Genomic DNA, 16,219 nt, shown 5'->3' with positions numbered 1-16,219 from the left:
TTCCATGAAACGGCTTGATACGCGTGACGCGGGTTTTGAAAGTGCTTTTGCAGCACTGCTGACCAACCGGGAAGAACAGGGGCAGGAAGTGACCACCCCTGTAACCAATATTCTGGCCTCCGTGCGCAAGGAGGGAGATACCGCCCTTTGCGCCCTGACCGAACGCTTTGACCGCCTGCCCGTAACACCCGAAAAACTGGCTTTTACCGCGGAAGAAATTGCTCAGGCCAAATCGCAGGTCAGTGCTGAACTGCTGGATGCGCTGGATGTTGCCGCCAGACGGATTGAGAGCTTCCACCAAAAACAGCTTCCCTCGGACATACGCTACACGGACGACGTGGGGATGACACTGGGGATGCGCTGGATCCCGCTGGATGCAGCCGGGCTGTACGTGCCGGGCGGCAAGGCTGCCTACCCCTCCTCCGTGCTGATGAACGCCATTCCCGCCAAGGTTGCAGGCGTCAAACGGCTGGCCATGTGCGTACCAACCCCCGATGGGGTTATTAACCCGCTGGTCCTTGCCGCCGCCGACCGCGCCGGTGTGACCGAAATCTACCGCGTTGGCGGTGCGCAGGCTGTGGGAGCCATGGCTTATGGTACGCAGACCATTCGCCCTGTTGACCGCATTGTTGGCCCCGGCAACGCCTATGTAGCCGAAGCCAAGCGGCAGGTTTTTGGCCATGTTGGGATTGATAGCATCGCGGGACCATCCGATGTGGTGGTCATTGCCGATTCGGGGTCCGACCCACGGTTGATCGCCCTCGACCTGCTGGCTCAGGCCGAGCATGACGAGCTGGCTCAGGCAACCTTGATTACCCCCGATGCAGCCTTTGCTGATACAGTTATTCAAGCAGTCGAGGCGGAGCTTAAGGTGCTGACCCGCACAGCCATTGCCGGTGCGAGCTGGGAGCATAATGGGGCCGTGCTGATTACCCGCGATCTGCTGGAAGCCGTGGAACTGGCCAACCGGCTGGCCCCCGAACACCTGGAACTGATGGTGGACGATCCAGAGGCTCTGTTTGTGCATGTTCGGCACGCGGGAGCGGCATTCCTTGGCCGTTTCTGCCCCGAAGCCGTGGGGGATTACGTGGGCGGACCGAACCATGTTCTGCCCACATCACGCACTGCGCGCTTTGCCTCTGGCCTGTCCATTTACGACTTTATGAAGCGCACCACATTCCTGTCCGGCGGGCCAGATGCCCTGCGCCGGATTGGCCCTTCCGCCGTGGCGTTGGCCCACGCGGAAGGGCTGCAAGCCCACGCCCTTAGCGTTTCTGCCCGACTGGATGCTCTGGCAGAACAAACACCTAATGCTTGACCGCCAAGCGCCCCTCAACCATACCTGCTGACCAGACTCCCGTCAGTTTTAACATACACGAAGGATGCAATGTCTAAAGAAGACATGATCGAATTTAGCGGCACGGTCACAGAACTGCTGCCTAATGCCATGTTCCGCGTAAAGCTGGACAACGAACACGTTATTCTCGCCCATACCAGTGGCAAGATGCGCAAGAACCGTATTCGCGTTCTGGCGGGTGACCGGGTGAATGTGGAAATGACCCCTTATGACCTGTCCAAAGGTCGTATCACCTTCCGCTTTAAGTAAGCATGACCTCCTCCAGCCAGACACAAGAGGGGCTGAGCACAGCCCCCCTTCTGGTTCTGGCATCCGCCTCCCCCCGCCGTATTGCCCTGCTGGAGCAGATCGGGCTTGTGCCTGACCGTGTTCTACCTGCCAATATAGATGAAACACCACGCAAAGGTGAGGTGCCACGGGTCTATGCCCAGCGCATGGCGGCCGAAAAAGCCTGCCTTGTTGCCAGCACCATAGCCGAACCCGCGCTGGTTCTGGCGGCAGATACCGTTGTGGCTCTTGGCCGCCGCATTCTGCCCAAAGCGGAAGACAGGGAAAGCGCACGCTTTTGCCTTGAACGACTATCTGGCAGACGCCACACGGTGCTGACCGCCGTTACTGTAACCCCAACCAGCAGTTGGGCGCAGGGGCGGCATGGCGTACGGCTGGTGGAAACATCTGTCACCTTCTCCCGCCTGACCGCTTATCAGATCGATGCCCTGCTGGAAGCGGGGGACTGGTCCGGCAAAGCGGGTGGTTACGCGCTGCAAGGCCATGCTGCGAGTTTTATACGCGCCCTGTCCGGCAGTGCATCCGCAGTTATTGGCCTGCCGTTATTTGAAACAGCACAGCTCCTGCGGGGGCAACCCGGTGGCTGGCTAGCGTGAGCCTGTTCCTGCGCATAGCCACATTCCCCGGCGAAATGCGCATTGCCGTTACCAAAAACGATACCTTGCTGGACTTTGCACTCTGGCGCCCCGCAGCGCCAGACATGGTGGGCAGCATCTACCATGGTCGCATAGAAGCACTCACACCGGGGATGGGAGGAGCCTTTGTGGCGCTTACCCCCCAGCTGAGTGGCTTTTTACCTCTGCAATCCAACGCTCCCAAACTCAACGAAGGGCAAGCTGTCAGGGTTGAGGTCAGCAGGGCAGCACAAGGTGGCAAAGGTCTGCGCCTGCGCCTGCTGGCAGAGGACGGTCCACTGGACCAGAAAGGGCTGATCACACCCGGCCCCACGCCCTTGGTCAGACTTGCGGCCCTCTGGCCAAGTGCCACACTTGTGGTGGATAGTCCCGCAGCCGCAGCGCATATTCCTCCCACGTTGCGAGAACGACGCGAACAGGGCTTTACTCCTTACCCGGACAGCATCGCAGCAGCCTGTGATGCGCTGGAGGACCCTGTGGTGCCCTTACCCGGCGGTATGGAAGCCACCATCACCCCCACTCCGGCCCTGATTGCGATTGATATGGATGCCCCACCCGCACAAACGGGCCGCCCCAAACAAACAGCCCAATTTGCCGCCAACCGCGATGCCCTGCCCACACTGATGCGCCAGATCCGCCTACGTAACCTGTCCGGCGCCATTCTGATCGATCCGGCAGGACTTGCCACCCGCAAGCGGCAGGCATTGCTGGAACCTGTCAATGCAGCCCTCAAGCCTGATCCGCTTAACCCACGTTGTCTGGGTGTGACGGCTCTGGGACTGATTGAAATTGTACGGGCACGTATTTATCCCTCCCTACCGGAATTGCTAAGCAGCCCGCACGGACGTGCGCTACAGGTGCTTAAGCATATTCTGGCCCATGCACCGCACACAAAGCGCATTTGTGGCGGTGCGGGTATTATACGGGCACTGGAGCAGGACCCTCAGGCTTTATCGGACTGTGCCCATCAGCTTGGCCATGCCTTAAGCCTGCACACAAACCTTGCTCTGCCTGACTTTACATGGACGGTTCAGGATTAATGACAACCCAATCAGCCAAATGCCCCATTTGCGGCCAGCCATCGGCTCCCGCCTACCGCCCTTTTTGCTCCCAGCGTTGTGCTGATGTGGACCTGGGACGCTGGTTTGGCGGCAACTACCGCATTGCCGGAGAGGCCACTCCGCAGGATGAAAGCGAAAAAGCTGAAATAAATGACAAAACATGACTTGATCTCCACCGCGAGCTGAGATAAATCCTCTCTCACGCCGCAAGGCTTGCGGTGCCCAAGTAGCTCAGTTGGTAGAGCATGCGACTGAAAATCGCAGTGTCACTGGTTCGATCCCGGTCTTGGGCACCATCTCATTTCTTCCCCCTTTAATTTCAATGAGTTTTGGACGCTTTTCGTCCCACTCTGCATTTTCCGCATTATTGTGGGACATTTGGTGTCCCTGCATCCGTGCGAACGCACTCGCTGCCAGCCGCTTCTGGTCGGCTGCTAACGTGTAGCGTTGAACCTCTTTCAGTGATCTATGACCGGTGACAGCGGCGATCTCATGAGCTGTGCATCCCAGTTCAGCTAAACGTACTGCTGCTGCCTTGCGTAAGCCGTGTGATGCACAATGTGGCAAGCCTGCTTCATTGCACCAGTCGCGGAAACGGTTGCCGAAACTTTCCGCCGTGTATGGTTTACCATAGGCGTTGAGGATAAAGGTTTCACCTTCCATCGCGCCTGGTGTGGCATCGATTATCCGCAACAGTTCAGGGAAAAGTGGTAGCGTCAGGGTAACAGGCTTCTTTTTGCCGTTCTTTACTTGGGTGAATGTCAGGAAACCCTCTCTGGTATCCTTCATTCCAAACCGCACAACGTCACTCCGGCGCTGGCCTGTGTAAAGCAATAGAGCCAAGGCCAAACGGGCTTGAGAGCCTACCGGATGCGCCTGCTCAAATTTCTGTATCTCTTCTGGGGTCCAGCTATGAAAGCCTGTTCCAGATGACGGAATATAAGATACATCGGCCGCCGGATTTTTGCCTAGCATCCCAACCTGAACACCGTAGGAAAAAAGCTGGCGTAATGCTTTCAGAATACCATTCCCAGCCTCTGGTTTACCTTCTTTTGAGTCTCGCAAAGCCAGCACATGTTTAGGCATGATAGTAGCGACCTGAAAAGAACCGCACCGTTCGCTCAATCCATCGAGAACGCCACGGCGCACGTATTGGGTGCGAGCGTCCAGCCGCGCAAACATACCAGAACCATAGTAACGAACACACAGATCACGGAAACTACCCGGTATAATGACTTCTTTACTTGGTGCTGGCAGAATTTCTCCCGCCATAGCCATGCGGTATTCCTCGTCAAACTCCGGTGTGCCTGGCATCTGGTGCAGCCGCACTTTCCGAAAACCGGGACGGCGCAGATAAACCCGCACGTTGCCATGCCGGTCTGTATCTTCTGATACGTATTTATAGCGCCGCTTTATCTGTATCATTTTCCGACAATCGCATCCCATTCATTTGGCGCTTCCTGCGTTTCAGCTTGTGCAGAATATTGCAGATCAGTCCCGGTCATTTTAGCAGCAGCAGAAACAAGAGCAGGACGAAACCAAAGAGAAATGGAACCAACCCGAACAGGTCTTGGCACCAGACCTTGTTCCACCATCTTGTCAAAAGTTGTTTCACTCACATCAAAAAATGCAGATGCAGCTTGACGCCTCAGAAAGATTGGCAAAAGCCCCGGCGGCAAATGGTCATATCGCGATTTCACGCTGCATCCTCCTGTTTGGGGTTGTATCCTTCCTGCTCACGTATCTCATTTACGGTCAGGATTTGGTTCTGAATGGCGATGCCGTAAGACTGCCAGCGGGTGGCGTAGTCACCACGCATCAGGCTGGACAGATCTATGTGCATCTCGAACGGACTGGATGCACCAAAGACCGAGCGTTTGAACTCCGCCTCTATCTTGCGCGCCCAAGGCAGCAGCGTGTTGGTGGCGAACCACAAGCTGGCCTGTGCTGCGTTCGTGAATGTGTTGTTGCTGTAATCCTGCACGATCGGTGGTGGAACACCATAGACCCGGCAAAGCTCCTGCACGCTGAATTTGCGGCTTTCCAGCGCTTCCGCATCCTCGGGGCTGATACCGATGGACTGCCACTTCATGCCGTTGGACATAACCATGACCTGGCGAGCATTGCCGGTGCCGGAGAATTTGCTCCGCACTTCCTCTTTCAGATCGTCTATGGCGTCCTTGCCAGGGCGGGCTGTCTCGAAAGTGATGATGCCGCTAGGAGTGGCCTGATTTTGCCACATGGACAGGCTGTAATCCTGCAAGGCGGCCGCACCCATATGCACGTCCCTTGCCCTGCTCAAACGACTGCGGCCGACAAGGCCATCGTCCGAACGATCGCGCAGGTGGAATACTTCGTCGTCCAGATAAGTGCGGGTTATGCCCTGCCATGCAACCACGGTGTAACGTAGGCGACCGGATGCCAGCCGGTCTACCTGGACACATTGCCACGGAACGGGTGTTAGACCAGACGGACGCCCTGCCCCGTCATAATCCACCACAAGCACCGCATTGCCGGTCAGCAGCACGCTGCCCATGACCCATTCTACCAGATCGGGCCATGTCTGGGTGCGGTTGGGCTGACGTATCAGCCGCGCCACGGGATGGCTGGGGGCTTCCGTGCGGGTGTTACCGGACGTGTTGTAAACAAACACGTCCAGCGACCCTATGCCGCTGCCAATGGCGTTGACACAGGCCAGAACGGTTGACAGTCCTTCTGGATTGCCGGGACCGCGCGGAAACCACAGGCTGGGCATGACGGGTTCGGCAGCAACGCTATCGCGCTTTTCGGTGCGACCCAGCAGACGGTCAAGAAAACTCATCTGATCGTCTCCAAGAAGCGGCGGCGCTGCTCCGGGGTCATGCCAGCCTGACGGCTTCGGGCGGATATGCTGGTGTCACCGTAGGCAGGGAAAGCCTGCACTACGGAAATTTCCACCAGATCGACTTCAAGCAACTCGCGCTTGTCTGTCCCGCTCCATTCGTCCTCCTGCACCCGAAAGCCAAAGGACATGCCGCCCAGATCGCGCCGCTCCGCCAGTGCCAGGACGTCATGGCCTAGTTGAGTGTCCGGCACGGCAAGTTCAAAATGCAGGCCGTAAGTATCCTCCCTCAGTTTGAGGGAGCCGGACGCCGTGCGGCCCAACAGTCGGGTTGGGTCATGATCTACCAGAGCCAGAATATCCGGCTTTGAGAAAAGTGAGTTGGCAAATGCGCCGGAACGGATGCTTTCGGAAAAATTCCCGATAGGAGCCGAAACACCGAACACGGCGGCGTAGCCTTCCAGTTTGCGACCGGCAGCGCGGAATTCCACGCTGCACGAACGCCTTTCCACGAAGCTGGTCACGCGGGTCATGGGGTGATGCCTGTCAGGGTTAGCAGGGTTTGGGGCCGCACCACCAGCACATCCGCCCGCATCCATGCCACAAAGCCGATCTGTCCGTTTTCGGCATACAGTTCGTTCAGGACGCTGATTTGCAGGCTGGTCCGCATTCCAACGTAGACCTGGCTAAAATCACCCATGACAATGCTGCTGGCATTCTTGTCTGTGCCCTGGTCAACAGGAACTGACGTAGTGGTCAGGCGCGGAATGGAGGAAACGTCAGCCGGGGCGGAAAGCGGGTTGCCGTTGGCATCCTTGAAACCGCGAATTGCCCGGTTGGTGCGCGGCGCCATAATCATGGCCGACACCTTGCCCGCGTTCACGTTTTCCAGATCAAGCACACCGTCCAGCATCGGGTCCCAATTGCTCAGCTTGCCGTTAAGGGCTGCTGTCTGGATACCTGCCGTATTGACAATGCCGGTTGGGCTGTTGGCTGTGCCGTCACCGAACAGAATGGCCTGATCCAGCGCCAGTGCGCCCGATGCGGCAAAAGCCGTGCGGATGATGCTATCCACATTCTGCCCATCTTCGAGCAGTTCGCGGCTGATCTTGCAGCGCAACGCCCATGACTTGGCGGTCATTTTCACCTGGTCAAAGGTGCTTTCGTCCTCGACAATGGCCGCGTTTTCCGCACGCCATGCCCCCACGGGTGTTTTGGTCAGGCGTCCAAAGGTCAGGCTTTGGCTGGACATGGGAACCGTGCGGCATCCTGCCCGAAAGGAGACCGTGGCGGCGCGCAGTTCATCAAGGATGCCCGCGGCAACCGGAACTGGCACCAATGCACCGCCGGAACCAATGGAGCTTTCGGACATGACGCGGCGTTCAAGTTCCGTCTGCGGGCCACGGTAGAGTGCGCGCAGGAAACCACCAAGGCCGAGTTCCTGTGCGCGGCTTTCCGTGGCAGGCAGGAAGCTGGCAAGGTTATGCCGGGCTTCCAGAACCGGGACACTCTGCCCGTCCTGGCTACGCAGGAACAGACCGTCAAAACCTTCAGGGGTTTGTGCTGGCAGATCAAAACCGGCAACCCGGATTTCCGGCTGGGTGGGTGCGCCGCCGCCTACGCGGTTGGCAGGTGCGGTGCGGTCCAGATCGTCAATCTGTGTCTGGCGAGCCATACGGGCTTCCAGTGTGGTCAGTTCGGTGGACAGTTCCGTCCAGCGGGTTTGTGCTTCCGCTGGTAGAGCGTCCGGGTTGGCTGTGTTCAAGGCGCGCAGTTCAGTCGCAATTTCTGTTTTGCGGGCCTGCATTTCTCGCAATGTCATGCGTTTTCTCCAGTATCGAGACGGTATTTCAGGTCAATGAAAATTGGGTCTATCCACACCACGGCAGCGACCTGCACACGGTTCGTCTGCACACCTTCTGGAAAGAACAGCTTATTGAAAAAGCGCTCATCCTTCATACCAGCGGCATCAAAGACATAGCCAAACTGTTCGCCAGCATACGCAGCAAGGAATGTGAGGCGGTTACCGCCAAACAAACGACCAGGACGGCGGGGATCGGGATATACTGAGCTTTCCGGCTCACCAACCCACACTGCTTTGCCTTCGCCCATGTGGGTGAATTCCAAGGCGATGGCACCGCCACGAGACGGCGGAATGCCCAGTTCATCAAGCTTTGCAGTAATGGCAATCTGCATGATGCTCGCAAAGCTCAGCAGATAGGGCGACCCTTGCGCTTTTACCCCGCGAACATCGTCTTCGGGTTTGGCCAGAATGATTTTCCGCTTTATCCAGCCGCGCATGGTTTCCCAGTTTACGCCAGTGGCTTCACTTGCCTGTTTGGTAGTGAACTGGGGTTCGTGGATTTTGTCTTCAAATGTCATATTGCCCTCAAAAGGTAATCGTTAACCTTATGCCATAAGGTAAACATTACCCTTTTGTATTTTGCAAGAACAAAGGTGGGACAATTTTACCCTAACTGGCGTCAGGCAATCGTTGGGCAAAGTTCGGCCAGGTTGTCTTTAGGACCGAGGGCAATTAGCTCCTGCATAATGTTGCCGATCATAGCTATGTCCCAGTTTCCGCTATCTCTGGACAGATAATTGCCTCTATCCCACGCAGCAAAGGCACGTGCTTTTGCGATAAATCCTTTTAGGGTCGTGGCTTTTATCGCCTCTATTTGATCGAATATTTTTCTTTCCTGAGCATAGAGAGCTTCCAGCTTTGGCTCTACAGCCTTTTCCTGCTCAAAGGTGTCGCAAGTTGCGTGCACTGCATTCACTGCGAATTCCATCCTGATGAATTCTTCGCACAGCGCTATAAGCCGTTCCTCGGATGTGAGGAGCGGCTTCGCTTTAGGCGCGGCGGCCAGGGTTTCGGGTTTGGCCAGTCCGGCGGCGGCGATGCCTGCCAGCGCGGTGGCTCCGAGTGTGGGGAAAATTTCACGGCGAGACAATGAGCGCATGACGTGCGGCTCCTACAGCTAGATTGCCAGAGCCGGTGCGGTTATCAGGCCGCACAGACTCCGGGGGTGATAAACCTGGCTGTAGTCAGGCCGGTGAGGCTTTAAGGTTGCCCTCTGGACATACCCTCATCGCCCCCGGAGCGAATTCTATTATGCGGATGACTGCTTTCGTGCAGTGCCCGCTACAGCGTCAGGAGTTATCAGCTCCGTTGCTGAACCTGCCAAAGCCGGAGTCTGGTGTCAACATCACAAGGCGATCACGTCAAAAAATAATTCTTCCTCAGCAGGTTCCCGTGCGGCCAGCCCTACGGCCACCACGCTGGCCACAAGCGGATCAATACGGCCACGGGCGCGTTGTTTGGACAGCTTGCGGTTGCCCGCTGGGTCCATGTCCAGCGCCGCGTTACTGACAGCCCAGCGCAGGAGCGGGTTGCCTGCGTGCTTGAGTGTGCCTTGCAGCACCACCGTCTCGAACGCAGTAATGGCAGGCGACTGGTCCTTAAATCCCATTCCGACCGGCACCATTGGCAGGGTAATGCCCTCGCGGTCACAGACTGCCAGAAAATCTGACAGGCACCAGCGGTCGGACCCAATGGCAACCACATCCAGCCCGTCTATGGCCTGGGCAATCCATACCGCCAACCATGCGCGGTCTATCGCCCGCCCTGGAATGAGTTCTATCAGTCCGGCGGAGGCCCATTCGGCATAGGGCGCGTGGTCTTCCGCCTGCTTGGCTTGCACCAGCTCACTGGGCAGGAACGCCTTGACGGTCAGCTTGCCAGTCTCAGGCCAGTAGAAACTGAATGCGGTCAGGTCGCCCGCCCCTGCGGCCAGATCAAGCCCACAGAAGCACGGCCCGACGGCATCCGCCTCTCCCGCGCAGGCGTCCCAGTCATCCGGGCGCAGGAAGCGCACGTCAGCCGCCACGGGCTGGTTGAGGGTGTAGGCACGGAAGGCGGCCTCCTGCGATGGCACACGCATGGCCTGCATGGCTTGGCTGCGAACATCCTCCAGACTGCGGAACGTCCCCAGCGCCGGGTTGGCCATGCGCCATGTTTCTTCCGCCCACGGGTCTGCATCCATCGGTGCGGACCAGACAAAGCTTTTGAAGGTGCGGTCAGGGAACGTGCCGTCCGCCACGCTGGCACCATAGCGCAGCAGTTCTTCCAGCGGGTTGTTCGTATCGGGCGACCGGGTGGAAATGCCCAGAAGCAGGCTCTCCCGATGTGCGCCGCCGCCGGTTTTGAGGGCGTCGAACAGGTCCCGGCCTTTCCACTGGGCAACCTCGTCCGCAATAGCGAAGGTTGGCGACAGGCCATGTGCCTTGCGGGCATCGGCTGACAGTGCCTTGTAGACCGAACCGGTCACGGCATCTTCCACGGTTTTGTTGAAGGCACGAACGACCAGGCGCGCTGCAAGGTGTGGTTGTTCCAGGGCAAAAGCCGTCATTTCGTCAAACACGATGGACGCCTGCCCGCGATCCGCCGCCGCACTCAGGACCTGCCCGCGTTTTACAGCCTCCGGTCCGCACAGGTGCGCCAGCGCCAGTGCGGAGGCCAAACCGGTTTTGCCGTTCTTGCGGCCCATGCTGATAACGCCTGTGCGGACATAGCGCAGGCCGTCCGCATCGGTATCATACAAGGCGCGGATGATGTCTTTTTGCCATTCGTCCAGGCGCATGGGTTCATCGGCCAGTGCGCCACTGGTCACGGTCAGGCGTTCAATCCAGCAGATCAGCCGCTCCGCCCGCGTATCGCCTTCAAGTGGCTGGTCATGGATGGATGGTTGCCGGGTGCTTTCGAGTGAAGTGCCGAACAGAGGAAGCACCTTGGCAGTCTTGCGGGGTGATACCGGCTTTGCACCGGGTCCACGAAGGCCCATTTTTTCAAAACCTCAATTCAGAACTAACTATTTTTTTGACCCCCATACGGTCGCACCCCCACAGCCCTGAGAGATTTTCAGGCCACATGAAAGCCGCGCCAAGGGTCAAGGTTGGTCAGTTGGTCCGCCCATGCGGCAAGGCCAAAGCTGGTTGCGCCCACACCTTCGGTCTGGTCCTCGGTTATGGAGCGGTCACGGCCAGCTTGGTGGTAAATGGCTGCTGCAATGTCCATCACCGTGCGGGCAATGGTCTGGGGTGTTGGGTCCAGTGCGCTCAGGTCCTGCCCGCAATAGTCGGATGCAATGCCCCATGCCTGGGCTAGTGCGCTGGCAATGCGCGTGGCGTCTACCGTAGCGTCCTGGGCTGTCAGGTCGGCAGTCAGAGTTTTGGTCAGGTCTGTTGTCATCAATTCCACCAATGGTTTGGGTCTGCCGGCTGGCCTTTGGCATTGCAGCCCTTGAGGTATGGTTCGTTCCCGTGACGGCGCATGTTGTGGTGTCGGATGCACAGGCCGCGCAGGTTTTCCAGAGTATCCGCGCCACCCTTGGAGCGTGGCACAATATGGTCAGCAACCACGGCGAGTTCAGTGCAGCCGGGCGTTGTGCATTTGCGGTCACGCTTGAGGCAGGCCGCACGCAGGCGCTTCCAGAACGCTGTTTTGTAGAAATCCGTCATGGCTTTGTGGTCCGTGCCATGCGGCGCAAGGCGGCCACAATCTCGGACTTGTCCATGTGGAACTTCTCAGGATCGCGCCGGTCTATGGTCAGACGCTGCACCGCGTTGGCCAGATCATTTAGGTTGTTTGAGTGACGCAGTGACGCACAGTGACGCACTTCTTTATAGAAGGGTTTTATGTGCGGGTGCGCGCGCATACGCATGGGTTCTCTATAGGAAAGTGCGTCACTGTGCGTCACTGCGTCACTAATTGGCGGGTTTGATCGCATCATGATTTCTCCCAAAACCTCACTCCACCGGTCCCACGAAGGCCGCGTTTCCATCCGAGGCGTTCCATGATTTTGGCAATACGGCGCTGTTCAGACGTTCCTACCTTCTTGTTTTCAAAGAATAATGCGTCATAAGCCACATTCAGTATGGTGACGCGCTGGCGACTGCTCAGGTATGCGGCAATCAGCCCTTCCCATTCATCCACCTCAAACCGGGCTTCCTGTTCGGGGTTGATGAAAGTTTTCTCAAAATCACTATCCGGCCACCATTGCTCACCATGACCAAATGCCCGAACAGCCTCGGCAAATAGCTGGTCTCGGTCGGCAGCCAGTTCCTTTATGGAAATTTCGCCTGTCTTGACGGGCCAATATCGGCGTCCGCCTGTCTCATCAGACAGGTAGACGGCTTTGTTGGTGGTGCCGACAAACAGGCATTGCCGCTGTTCAATAACCTCACACCGCCCAAAGGGTGGACGAAACCGCTCGGTTGTTCTGGTGATAAAATGCTTGAGCATTTCATTCTCGGCTTTGCCCAGTGCGGATAGTTCGGCAATTTCCAGCAACCACTTGCCGCGCAGGTGCATCTGCACGTCCTTGCCGGTTTTCAGGTCGGGCATACCGTCTGAATACCAGTCTCCACCAAGAATGGCGCAGGCCGTGGATTTTCTGGCACCCTGCAAGCCTTCCAGCACCATCATGTAATCGGCCTTACAGCCGGGTTTGAAGATGCGGGCAACCATTGCAATCATGAACATGCGCCCGATGCCTTGGTTGTATTGTGTCAGGTCTGCCCCAAGGTAATCGGTCAGCCATGTATCAAGCCGGGGTATGCCGTCCCATTGCAGCCCTTTCAGGTAGTCCCGCACGGGATGGTATGCCCGTTCAGCAGCAACGCAATTGACGCCCTGGTGCATGATTTCCTTGCTAACCCGGCGTAAGCCCGCAATCTGCAAGCGTTCCTGCACATGGGTCACATCCTCGTCAGTGACAGGACGGGGCGAGAACGGCTCCGCCTGCGGGCCGAAAGGTTGCATCAAGTATGGCAAACACACCATCTGGTTGTATGCGAACAGGCCCGAATAAGCAGGGTCAGCACGCAATGCCAGCAGGACGTTGGCCACGTTGGGAATGGGCTGCCCGCGATCATCACGCAGGCACATGTCCAGCCAGTCGGGTGATAGGATTTCGCTTGGTTCCACGGCGGCAGGGTCATAGCTTTCTGCGGCATCCACAAGAGCCAACAACTCCTGCATACTATGCCCTGCTTCCAGCCAGTCCCACACATCCCCTTTGGGTGGCAGATCGGGCAGGTTAACCAGGCGCACCCGCTGGGCTGTTCCGTGCAATGCTTTGGCTACCCGGTTGGCATGGTCTCGTCCTGGTGCGTCATTGTCTGGCAGAATGAGCACATCCGCACCGCGCAGGCTGGTTGCATAGTCAGGCTTCCACTTGCCTGCCCCGCCGGGGCTGCATGTGGCGACCAAGCCCAGTTCGGCCAGCCGTTGGGCTGATTTCTCACCTTCCACGATATAGACAGGCTGGCCAGACTGGACGGCTTGAAGGACGGCAGGCAGGCGGTAAAGGACCCGCCGCTCACCTTTGGTTGACCATGACCATTTGCCCCCGGCAACAGGTTTGTGCTGGCGAAAATCCTTCGGGTCCATCCGGCAGACCTGGAACAAAAGCTCACCGTCCTCGCTCACATAGTCGTAAGTCTGGACAATCTGGCCTTTGGTGCGCGGCTGGCGTGTCTGCTTTTCCAGATAGCCGTTATCGGTCAGCCATTGCAGGGCTTCCGGCTTTTCCACGTTCTTGACGTGCATGACCAGGGCAATGACACCGCCGCCCAGATCGGGATTACCGGCATCGCACCACACGCCTTTGCGAAGGTCCACAGCCAGACTGCCCCGCCCGCTTCCGAACCTCAATTCGTCCCTGGTGGACTCTGTTGTCGGCTCGCCCAGCAGAGCAAGTGCCACGTCTCGCATACAGGCCTTGAAGGCACTCTTCCCGGCGGCTGTCATAGAGTCGCACCACGGTTAATGCGTGGGACAAACCTGCCAAAAAGTAACGGAAAAAGGTGGTGGAAATTCTGCCCCACCATGCCGTAACTATTTGTTTTTATTGGGCTTAGCGAGGCCGGTCTTGGGCACCATTATATTGCAGAAAACTGCAACTTCCATGACAATCTGGTTTAACATGCTGTAGAGCCTTTTTGTGCCTACAAACCTGATGTGTCTATTCCTCCCAAACTGATCTTATCCAAGCATGGCAGCATTTGCGCTTGGCCACCAATGAAACATGCTGCCGCCTTATCAAGCAGCACCAGGGGCTTGCAGACGACTCTCCGCTTCCCTGCGCATAATACCCATAATGGGTTTGCTTCCCTGACTTTCTGAGTTCAGCCTTTTACGGGGGACTCTGGAACTTTGTTTGAGCCTGCTCTCCCTCTCATTAATGTGAGGTGATGATGAGCCGTATGATACTCCCTCATGAACAATAAAGCTGCTCGTTCTAGATTGGCCCCATTTTGCACCAGAAGCCAATGCCACCTGCTCATACATTTTTAAACAGATCATGATGTTTACTTATTATTCCTTAATTTTTCCCAAAAAATTTTAATTACCTCATCATTGAATTATTCACCCACATTCCAAAAAATATACAATTCAAAAACAAACCGTATGTAAATAAAAAATGAACAAATATATTTATTTATTAAACACAAACATAGTTAGTAAAATAATATCATAACTATAATTATATAAATTGTTATTATGGAATTATTAATTAATTATTTTTAAGCATGTTGTAATTATTTGACTGTGCGTACGCCAGGAGAACGCATCATGCTAGAAAAATTCTTTATTTTTCCTCAAAAAATAAGATTTAAAAGCTTCAGGTTTTATCTTTTTGCGAGTTCTCTGTTTATATCCAACCAATCTTTTGCTGCCGACTATACCGTAAACCAGAATGATACCTACAATGTAAATGATAGCGAAAATATAACCATAACAAACAATGGAACAGTTAATGTAGGAAGTTCAGGTTATATTTACGGACTAACGACGAACAACAATATCTTTAACAATTCTGGCAGCACAACCGATATCATCAACTCCGGGCAATTATCCATCACCAACGGGGTTGCTGGCAACATTACCAATCTGAGCTCTGGCACAGTTACAAGCAAATCTGGTGTTGCTCTGGACATCAACAATGCTGGTACAATGACTTTTAATTCCACAAATGTTTACAATATTACCAACGCTCAAAACGCTAACTTTACCAGTCAGTCTGGCTCTTTTTATGGGAGTTTTATCAATTCAGGGACTGCCAGCATTACCTCATCCATGATTATGGGTAGTCTTACAAACAATGCCACTGGCACTTTTACAACCAATTCATCCGTCAATGGTGGCATTACCAACTATGGCGATTTAAATTTAAATCAAGGCGCTTCCATTGTTGGGAATGTTGTCAACAATAGTGGAACGTTAACATTATCTGGCCAGTGGTCTTATATTTTAGGTAATCTGGATGCAAAAGGCGGAACATTCAAAATTAACGGTGGGAATGTTAACTCCCTGTCCGGTAGCGCAAATGGAACGGTAGATGGTATATTTACAATCAACCGGGCCAACAACACCGTTTACTCTGGCAACATGTCTGGAACAGGGACTGTTTCCATTGGTAGTGGCACTCAATATTTTACAGGCACAAATTCATATACGGGTGCCACAACTGTTAGTTCTAGCGGAGCACTCATTCTATCCGGTTCACTTGCCGGTCGGTTTGTTAACAATTCCAGTGCCGCAAACCCCACGACAATCACAGCCGGAGGAAAAATTACCGGCAATGTGCTTAATACAGGATCATTACTTGTTAATGGCACGATTGATGGGTCTATCATTAATTTACAATCGAGTGTCATACAGACCTCTACTGGAGCAGTATTCAATAAATTCATTACAAACTCTGGAACAATCGATTTAAAAAGCAAATCCACCCTAAACGGGGATCTCACAAATACTGACGCAGGAATCTTCAACCTTAAAGATTCTTCAAAAATGTCTGGAAACATAACATCATCTGGAACTGTAAACATCAGTTCGCAATCTCAGGTAAATGGAAATATCGCCAACTCAAAAATTTTGACCATCGATGCCAGCTCCGTGAATGGCACCACAACCAACACTGGCACGCTCACGGCACAAAATGCCTCACTCCTTCAGACACTCGCCAACCAGAGCGGCACCGCAACCCTG

General features: G+C 55.4%; 17 protein-coding genes, 1 tRNA gene and 1 pseudogene. 7 read left to right on the top strand and 12 right to left on the bottom strand.

The genetic code is table 11. The features are described from left to right. Positions 1–4: 4 nt before the first annotated feature. The 6 genes from hisD (at position 5) to Absy_RS05840 (ending at position 3,637) form a co-directional block, all read left to right on the top strand. Positions 5–1,318 carry a histidinol dehydrogenase gene (gene hisD / locus Absy_RS05865; RefSeq protein WP_048853814.1) on the top strand — a complete coding sequence of 438 codons (1,314 nt, stop codon included), beginning with the start codon at positions 5–7 and terminating at the stop codon, positions 1,316–1,318. Between the two features lie 69 nt (positions 1,319–1,387). Beyond that, on the top strand, positions 1,388–1,606 hold the full coding sequence (infA, locus tag Absy_RS05860) for a translation initiation factor IF-1 (RefSeq protein WP_003623225.1): 219 nt from the start codon (positions 1,388–1,390) through the stop codon (positions 1,604–1,606). A gap of 2 nt (positions 1,607–1,608) precedes the next feature. Continuing rightward, complete coding sequence (locus Absy_RS05855) at positions 1,609–2,241, top strand: Maf family protein (protein ID WP_048853813.1); 633 nt, start codon at positions 1,609–1,611, stop codon at positions 2,239–2,241. Next, entirely contained in the window at positions 2,238–3,320 is a 1,083-nt protein-coding gene (locus Absy_RS05850) for a ribonuclease E/G (RefSeq protein ID WP_146802635.1), read from the top strand. Before Absy_RS05855 ends, Absy_RS05850 begins: the two co-directional genes overlap by 4 nt. Then, positions 3,320–3,505 (top strand): DNA gyrase inhibitor YacG, encoded by a 186-nt coding sequence (locus tag Absy_RS05845; protein WP_048853812.1) that lies wholly within the window; start codon positions 3,320–3,322, stop codon positions 3,503–3,505. Before Absy_RS05850 ends, Absy_RS05845 begins: the two co-directional genes overlap by 1 nt. Before the next feature lie 56 nt (positions 3,506–3,561). Beyond that, positions 3,562–3,637 (top strand) — tRNA-Phe (locus Absy_RS05840). A gap of 139 nt (positions 3,638–3,776) precedes the next feature. On the opposite strand, the pseudogene Absy_RS13005 reads toward Absy_RS05840, so the two are convergent. The 12 genes and pseudogenes from Absy_RS13005 to Absy_RS12605 all read right to left on the bottom strand — a co-directional run. After that, positions 3,777–4,316, bottom strand: a pseudogene (locus Absy_RS13005) (tyrosine-type recombinase/integrase); the annotation flags it as partial. A 446-nt stretch (positions 4,317–4,762) separates the two neighbouring features. Then, positions 4,763–5,041 (bottom strand): helix-turn-helix transcriptional regulator, encoded by a 279-nt coding sequence (locus tag Absy_RS05830; protein ID WP_048853811.1) that lies wholly within the window; start codon positions 5,039–5,041, stop codon positions 4,763–4,765. Beyond that, a complete protein-coding gene (locus tag Absy_RS05825) occupies positions 5,038–6,162 on the bottom strand; it encodes a phage portal protein (RefSeq protein ID WP_048853810.1) in 1,125 nt (374 codons plus the stop codon). Before Absy_RS05825 ends, Absy_RS05830 begins: the two co-directional genes overlap by 4 nt. Then, positions 6,159–6,695 (bottom strand): HK97 family phage prohead protease, encoded by a 537-nt coding sequence (locus Absy_RS05820; protein WP_048853809.1) that lies wholly within the window; start codon positions 6,693–6,695, stop codon positions 6,159–6,161. The genes Absy_RS05825 and Absy_RS05820 overlap by 4 nt, the downstream gene beginning before the upstream one ends. Beyond that, positions 6,692–7,984, bottom strand: coding sequence for a phage major capsid protein (locus tag Absy_RS05815; protein WP_048853808.1), 1,293 nt, complete (start codon positions 7,982–7,984; stop codon positions 6,692–6,694). Before Absy_RS05815 ends, Absy_RS05820 begins: the two co-directional genes overlap by 4 nt. After that, a complete protein-coding gene (locus tag Absy_RS05810) occupies positions 7,981–8,544 on the bottom strand; it encodes a hypothetical protein (RefSeq protein WP_048853807.1) in 564 nt (187 codons plus the stop codon). The genes Absy_RS05815 and Absy_RS05810 overlap by 4 nt, the downstream gene beginning before the upstream one ends. Positions 8,545–8,645: 101 nt before the next feature. Next, positions 8,646–9,125 (bottom strand): hypothetical protein, encoded by a 480-nt coding sequence (locus Absy_RS05805; protein ID WP_048853806.1) that lies wholly within the window; start codon positions 9,123–9,125, stop codon positions 8,646–8,648. Between the two features lie 246 nt (positions 9,126–9,371). Continuing rightward, positions 9,372–11,006 carry a terminase large subunit gene (locus tag Absy_RS05800; protein WP_048853805.1) on the bottom strand — a complete coding sequence of 545 codons (1,635 nt, stop codon included), beginning with the start codon at positions 11,004–11,006 and terminating at the stop codon, positions 9,372–9,374. 77 nt (positions 11,007–11,083) lie between these two features. Next, positions 11,084–11,413: a hypothetical protein gene (locus tag Absy_RS05795; protein WP_048853804.1), complete on the bottom strand. Its 330-nt coding sequence runs from the start codon at positions 11,411–11,413 to the stop codon at positions 11,084–11,086. Next, complete coding sequence (locus Absy_RS13000) at positions 11,413–11,682, bottom strand: HNH endonuclease (RefSeq protein ID WP_048853803.1); 270 nt, start codon at positions 11,680–11,682, stop codon at positions 11,413–11,415. Before Absy_RS13000 ends, Absy_RS05795 begins: the two co-directional genes overlap by 1 nt. Next, positions 11,679–11,885, bottom strand: coding sequence for a hypothetical protein (locus tag Absy_RS12995; protein ID WP_048853802.1), 207 nt, complete (start codon positions 11,883–11,885; stop codon positions 11,679–11,681). Before Absy_RS12995 ends, Absy_RS13000 begins: the two co-directional genes overlap by 4 nt. A gap of 65 nt (positions 11,886–11,950) precedes the next feature. Then, positions 11,951–13,975 (bottom strand): VapE domain-containing protein, encoded by a 2,025-nt coding sequence (locus Absy_RS12605; RefSeq protein ID WP_219810132.1) that lies wholly within the window; start codon positions 13,973–13,975, stop codon positions 11,951–11,953. A gap of 825 nt (positions 13,976–14,800) precedes the next feature. On the opposite strand from Absy_RS12605, the gene Absy_RS05775 reads away from it, so the two are divergent. Then, a partial coding sequence (locus Absy_RS05775; protein ID WP_048853801.1) for an autotransporter outer membrane beta-barrel domain-containing protein occupies positions 14,801–16,219 on the top strand: 1,419 nt, incomplete at its 3' end.

Origin of the sequence: Acetobacter syzygii, assembly GCF_000964225.1 — a bacterium.
In the GTDB taxonomy this organism is placed as follows: domain Bacteria; phylum Pseudomonadota; class Alphaproteobacteria; order Acetobacterales; family Acetobacteraceae; genus Acetobacter; species Acetobacter syzygii.
Note: the sequence above shows the minus strand (reverse complement) of the source record. Positions and strands in the feature narration are given on the sequence as shown.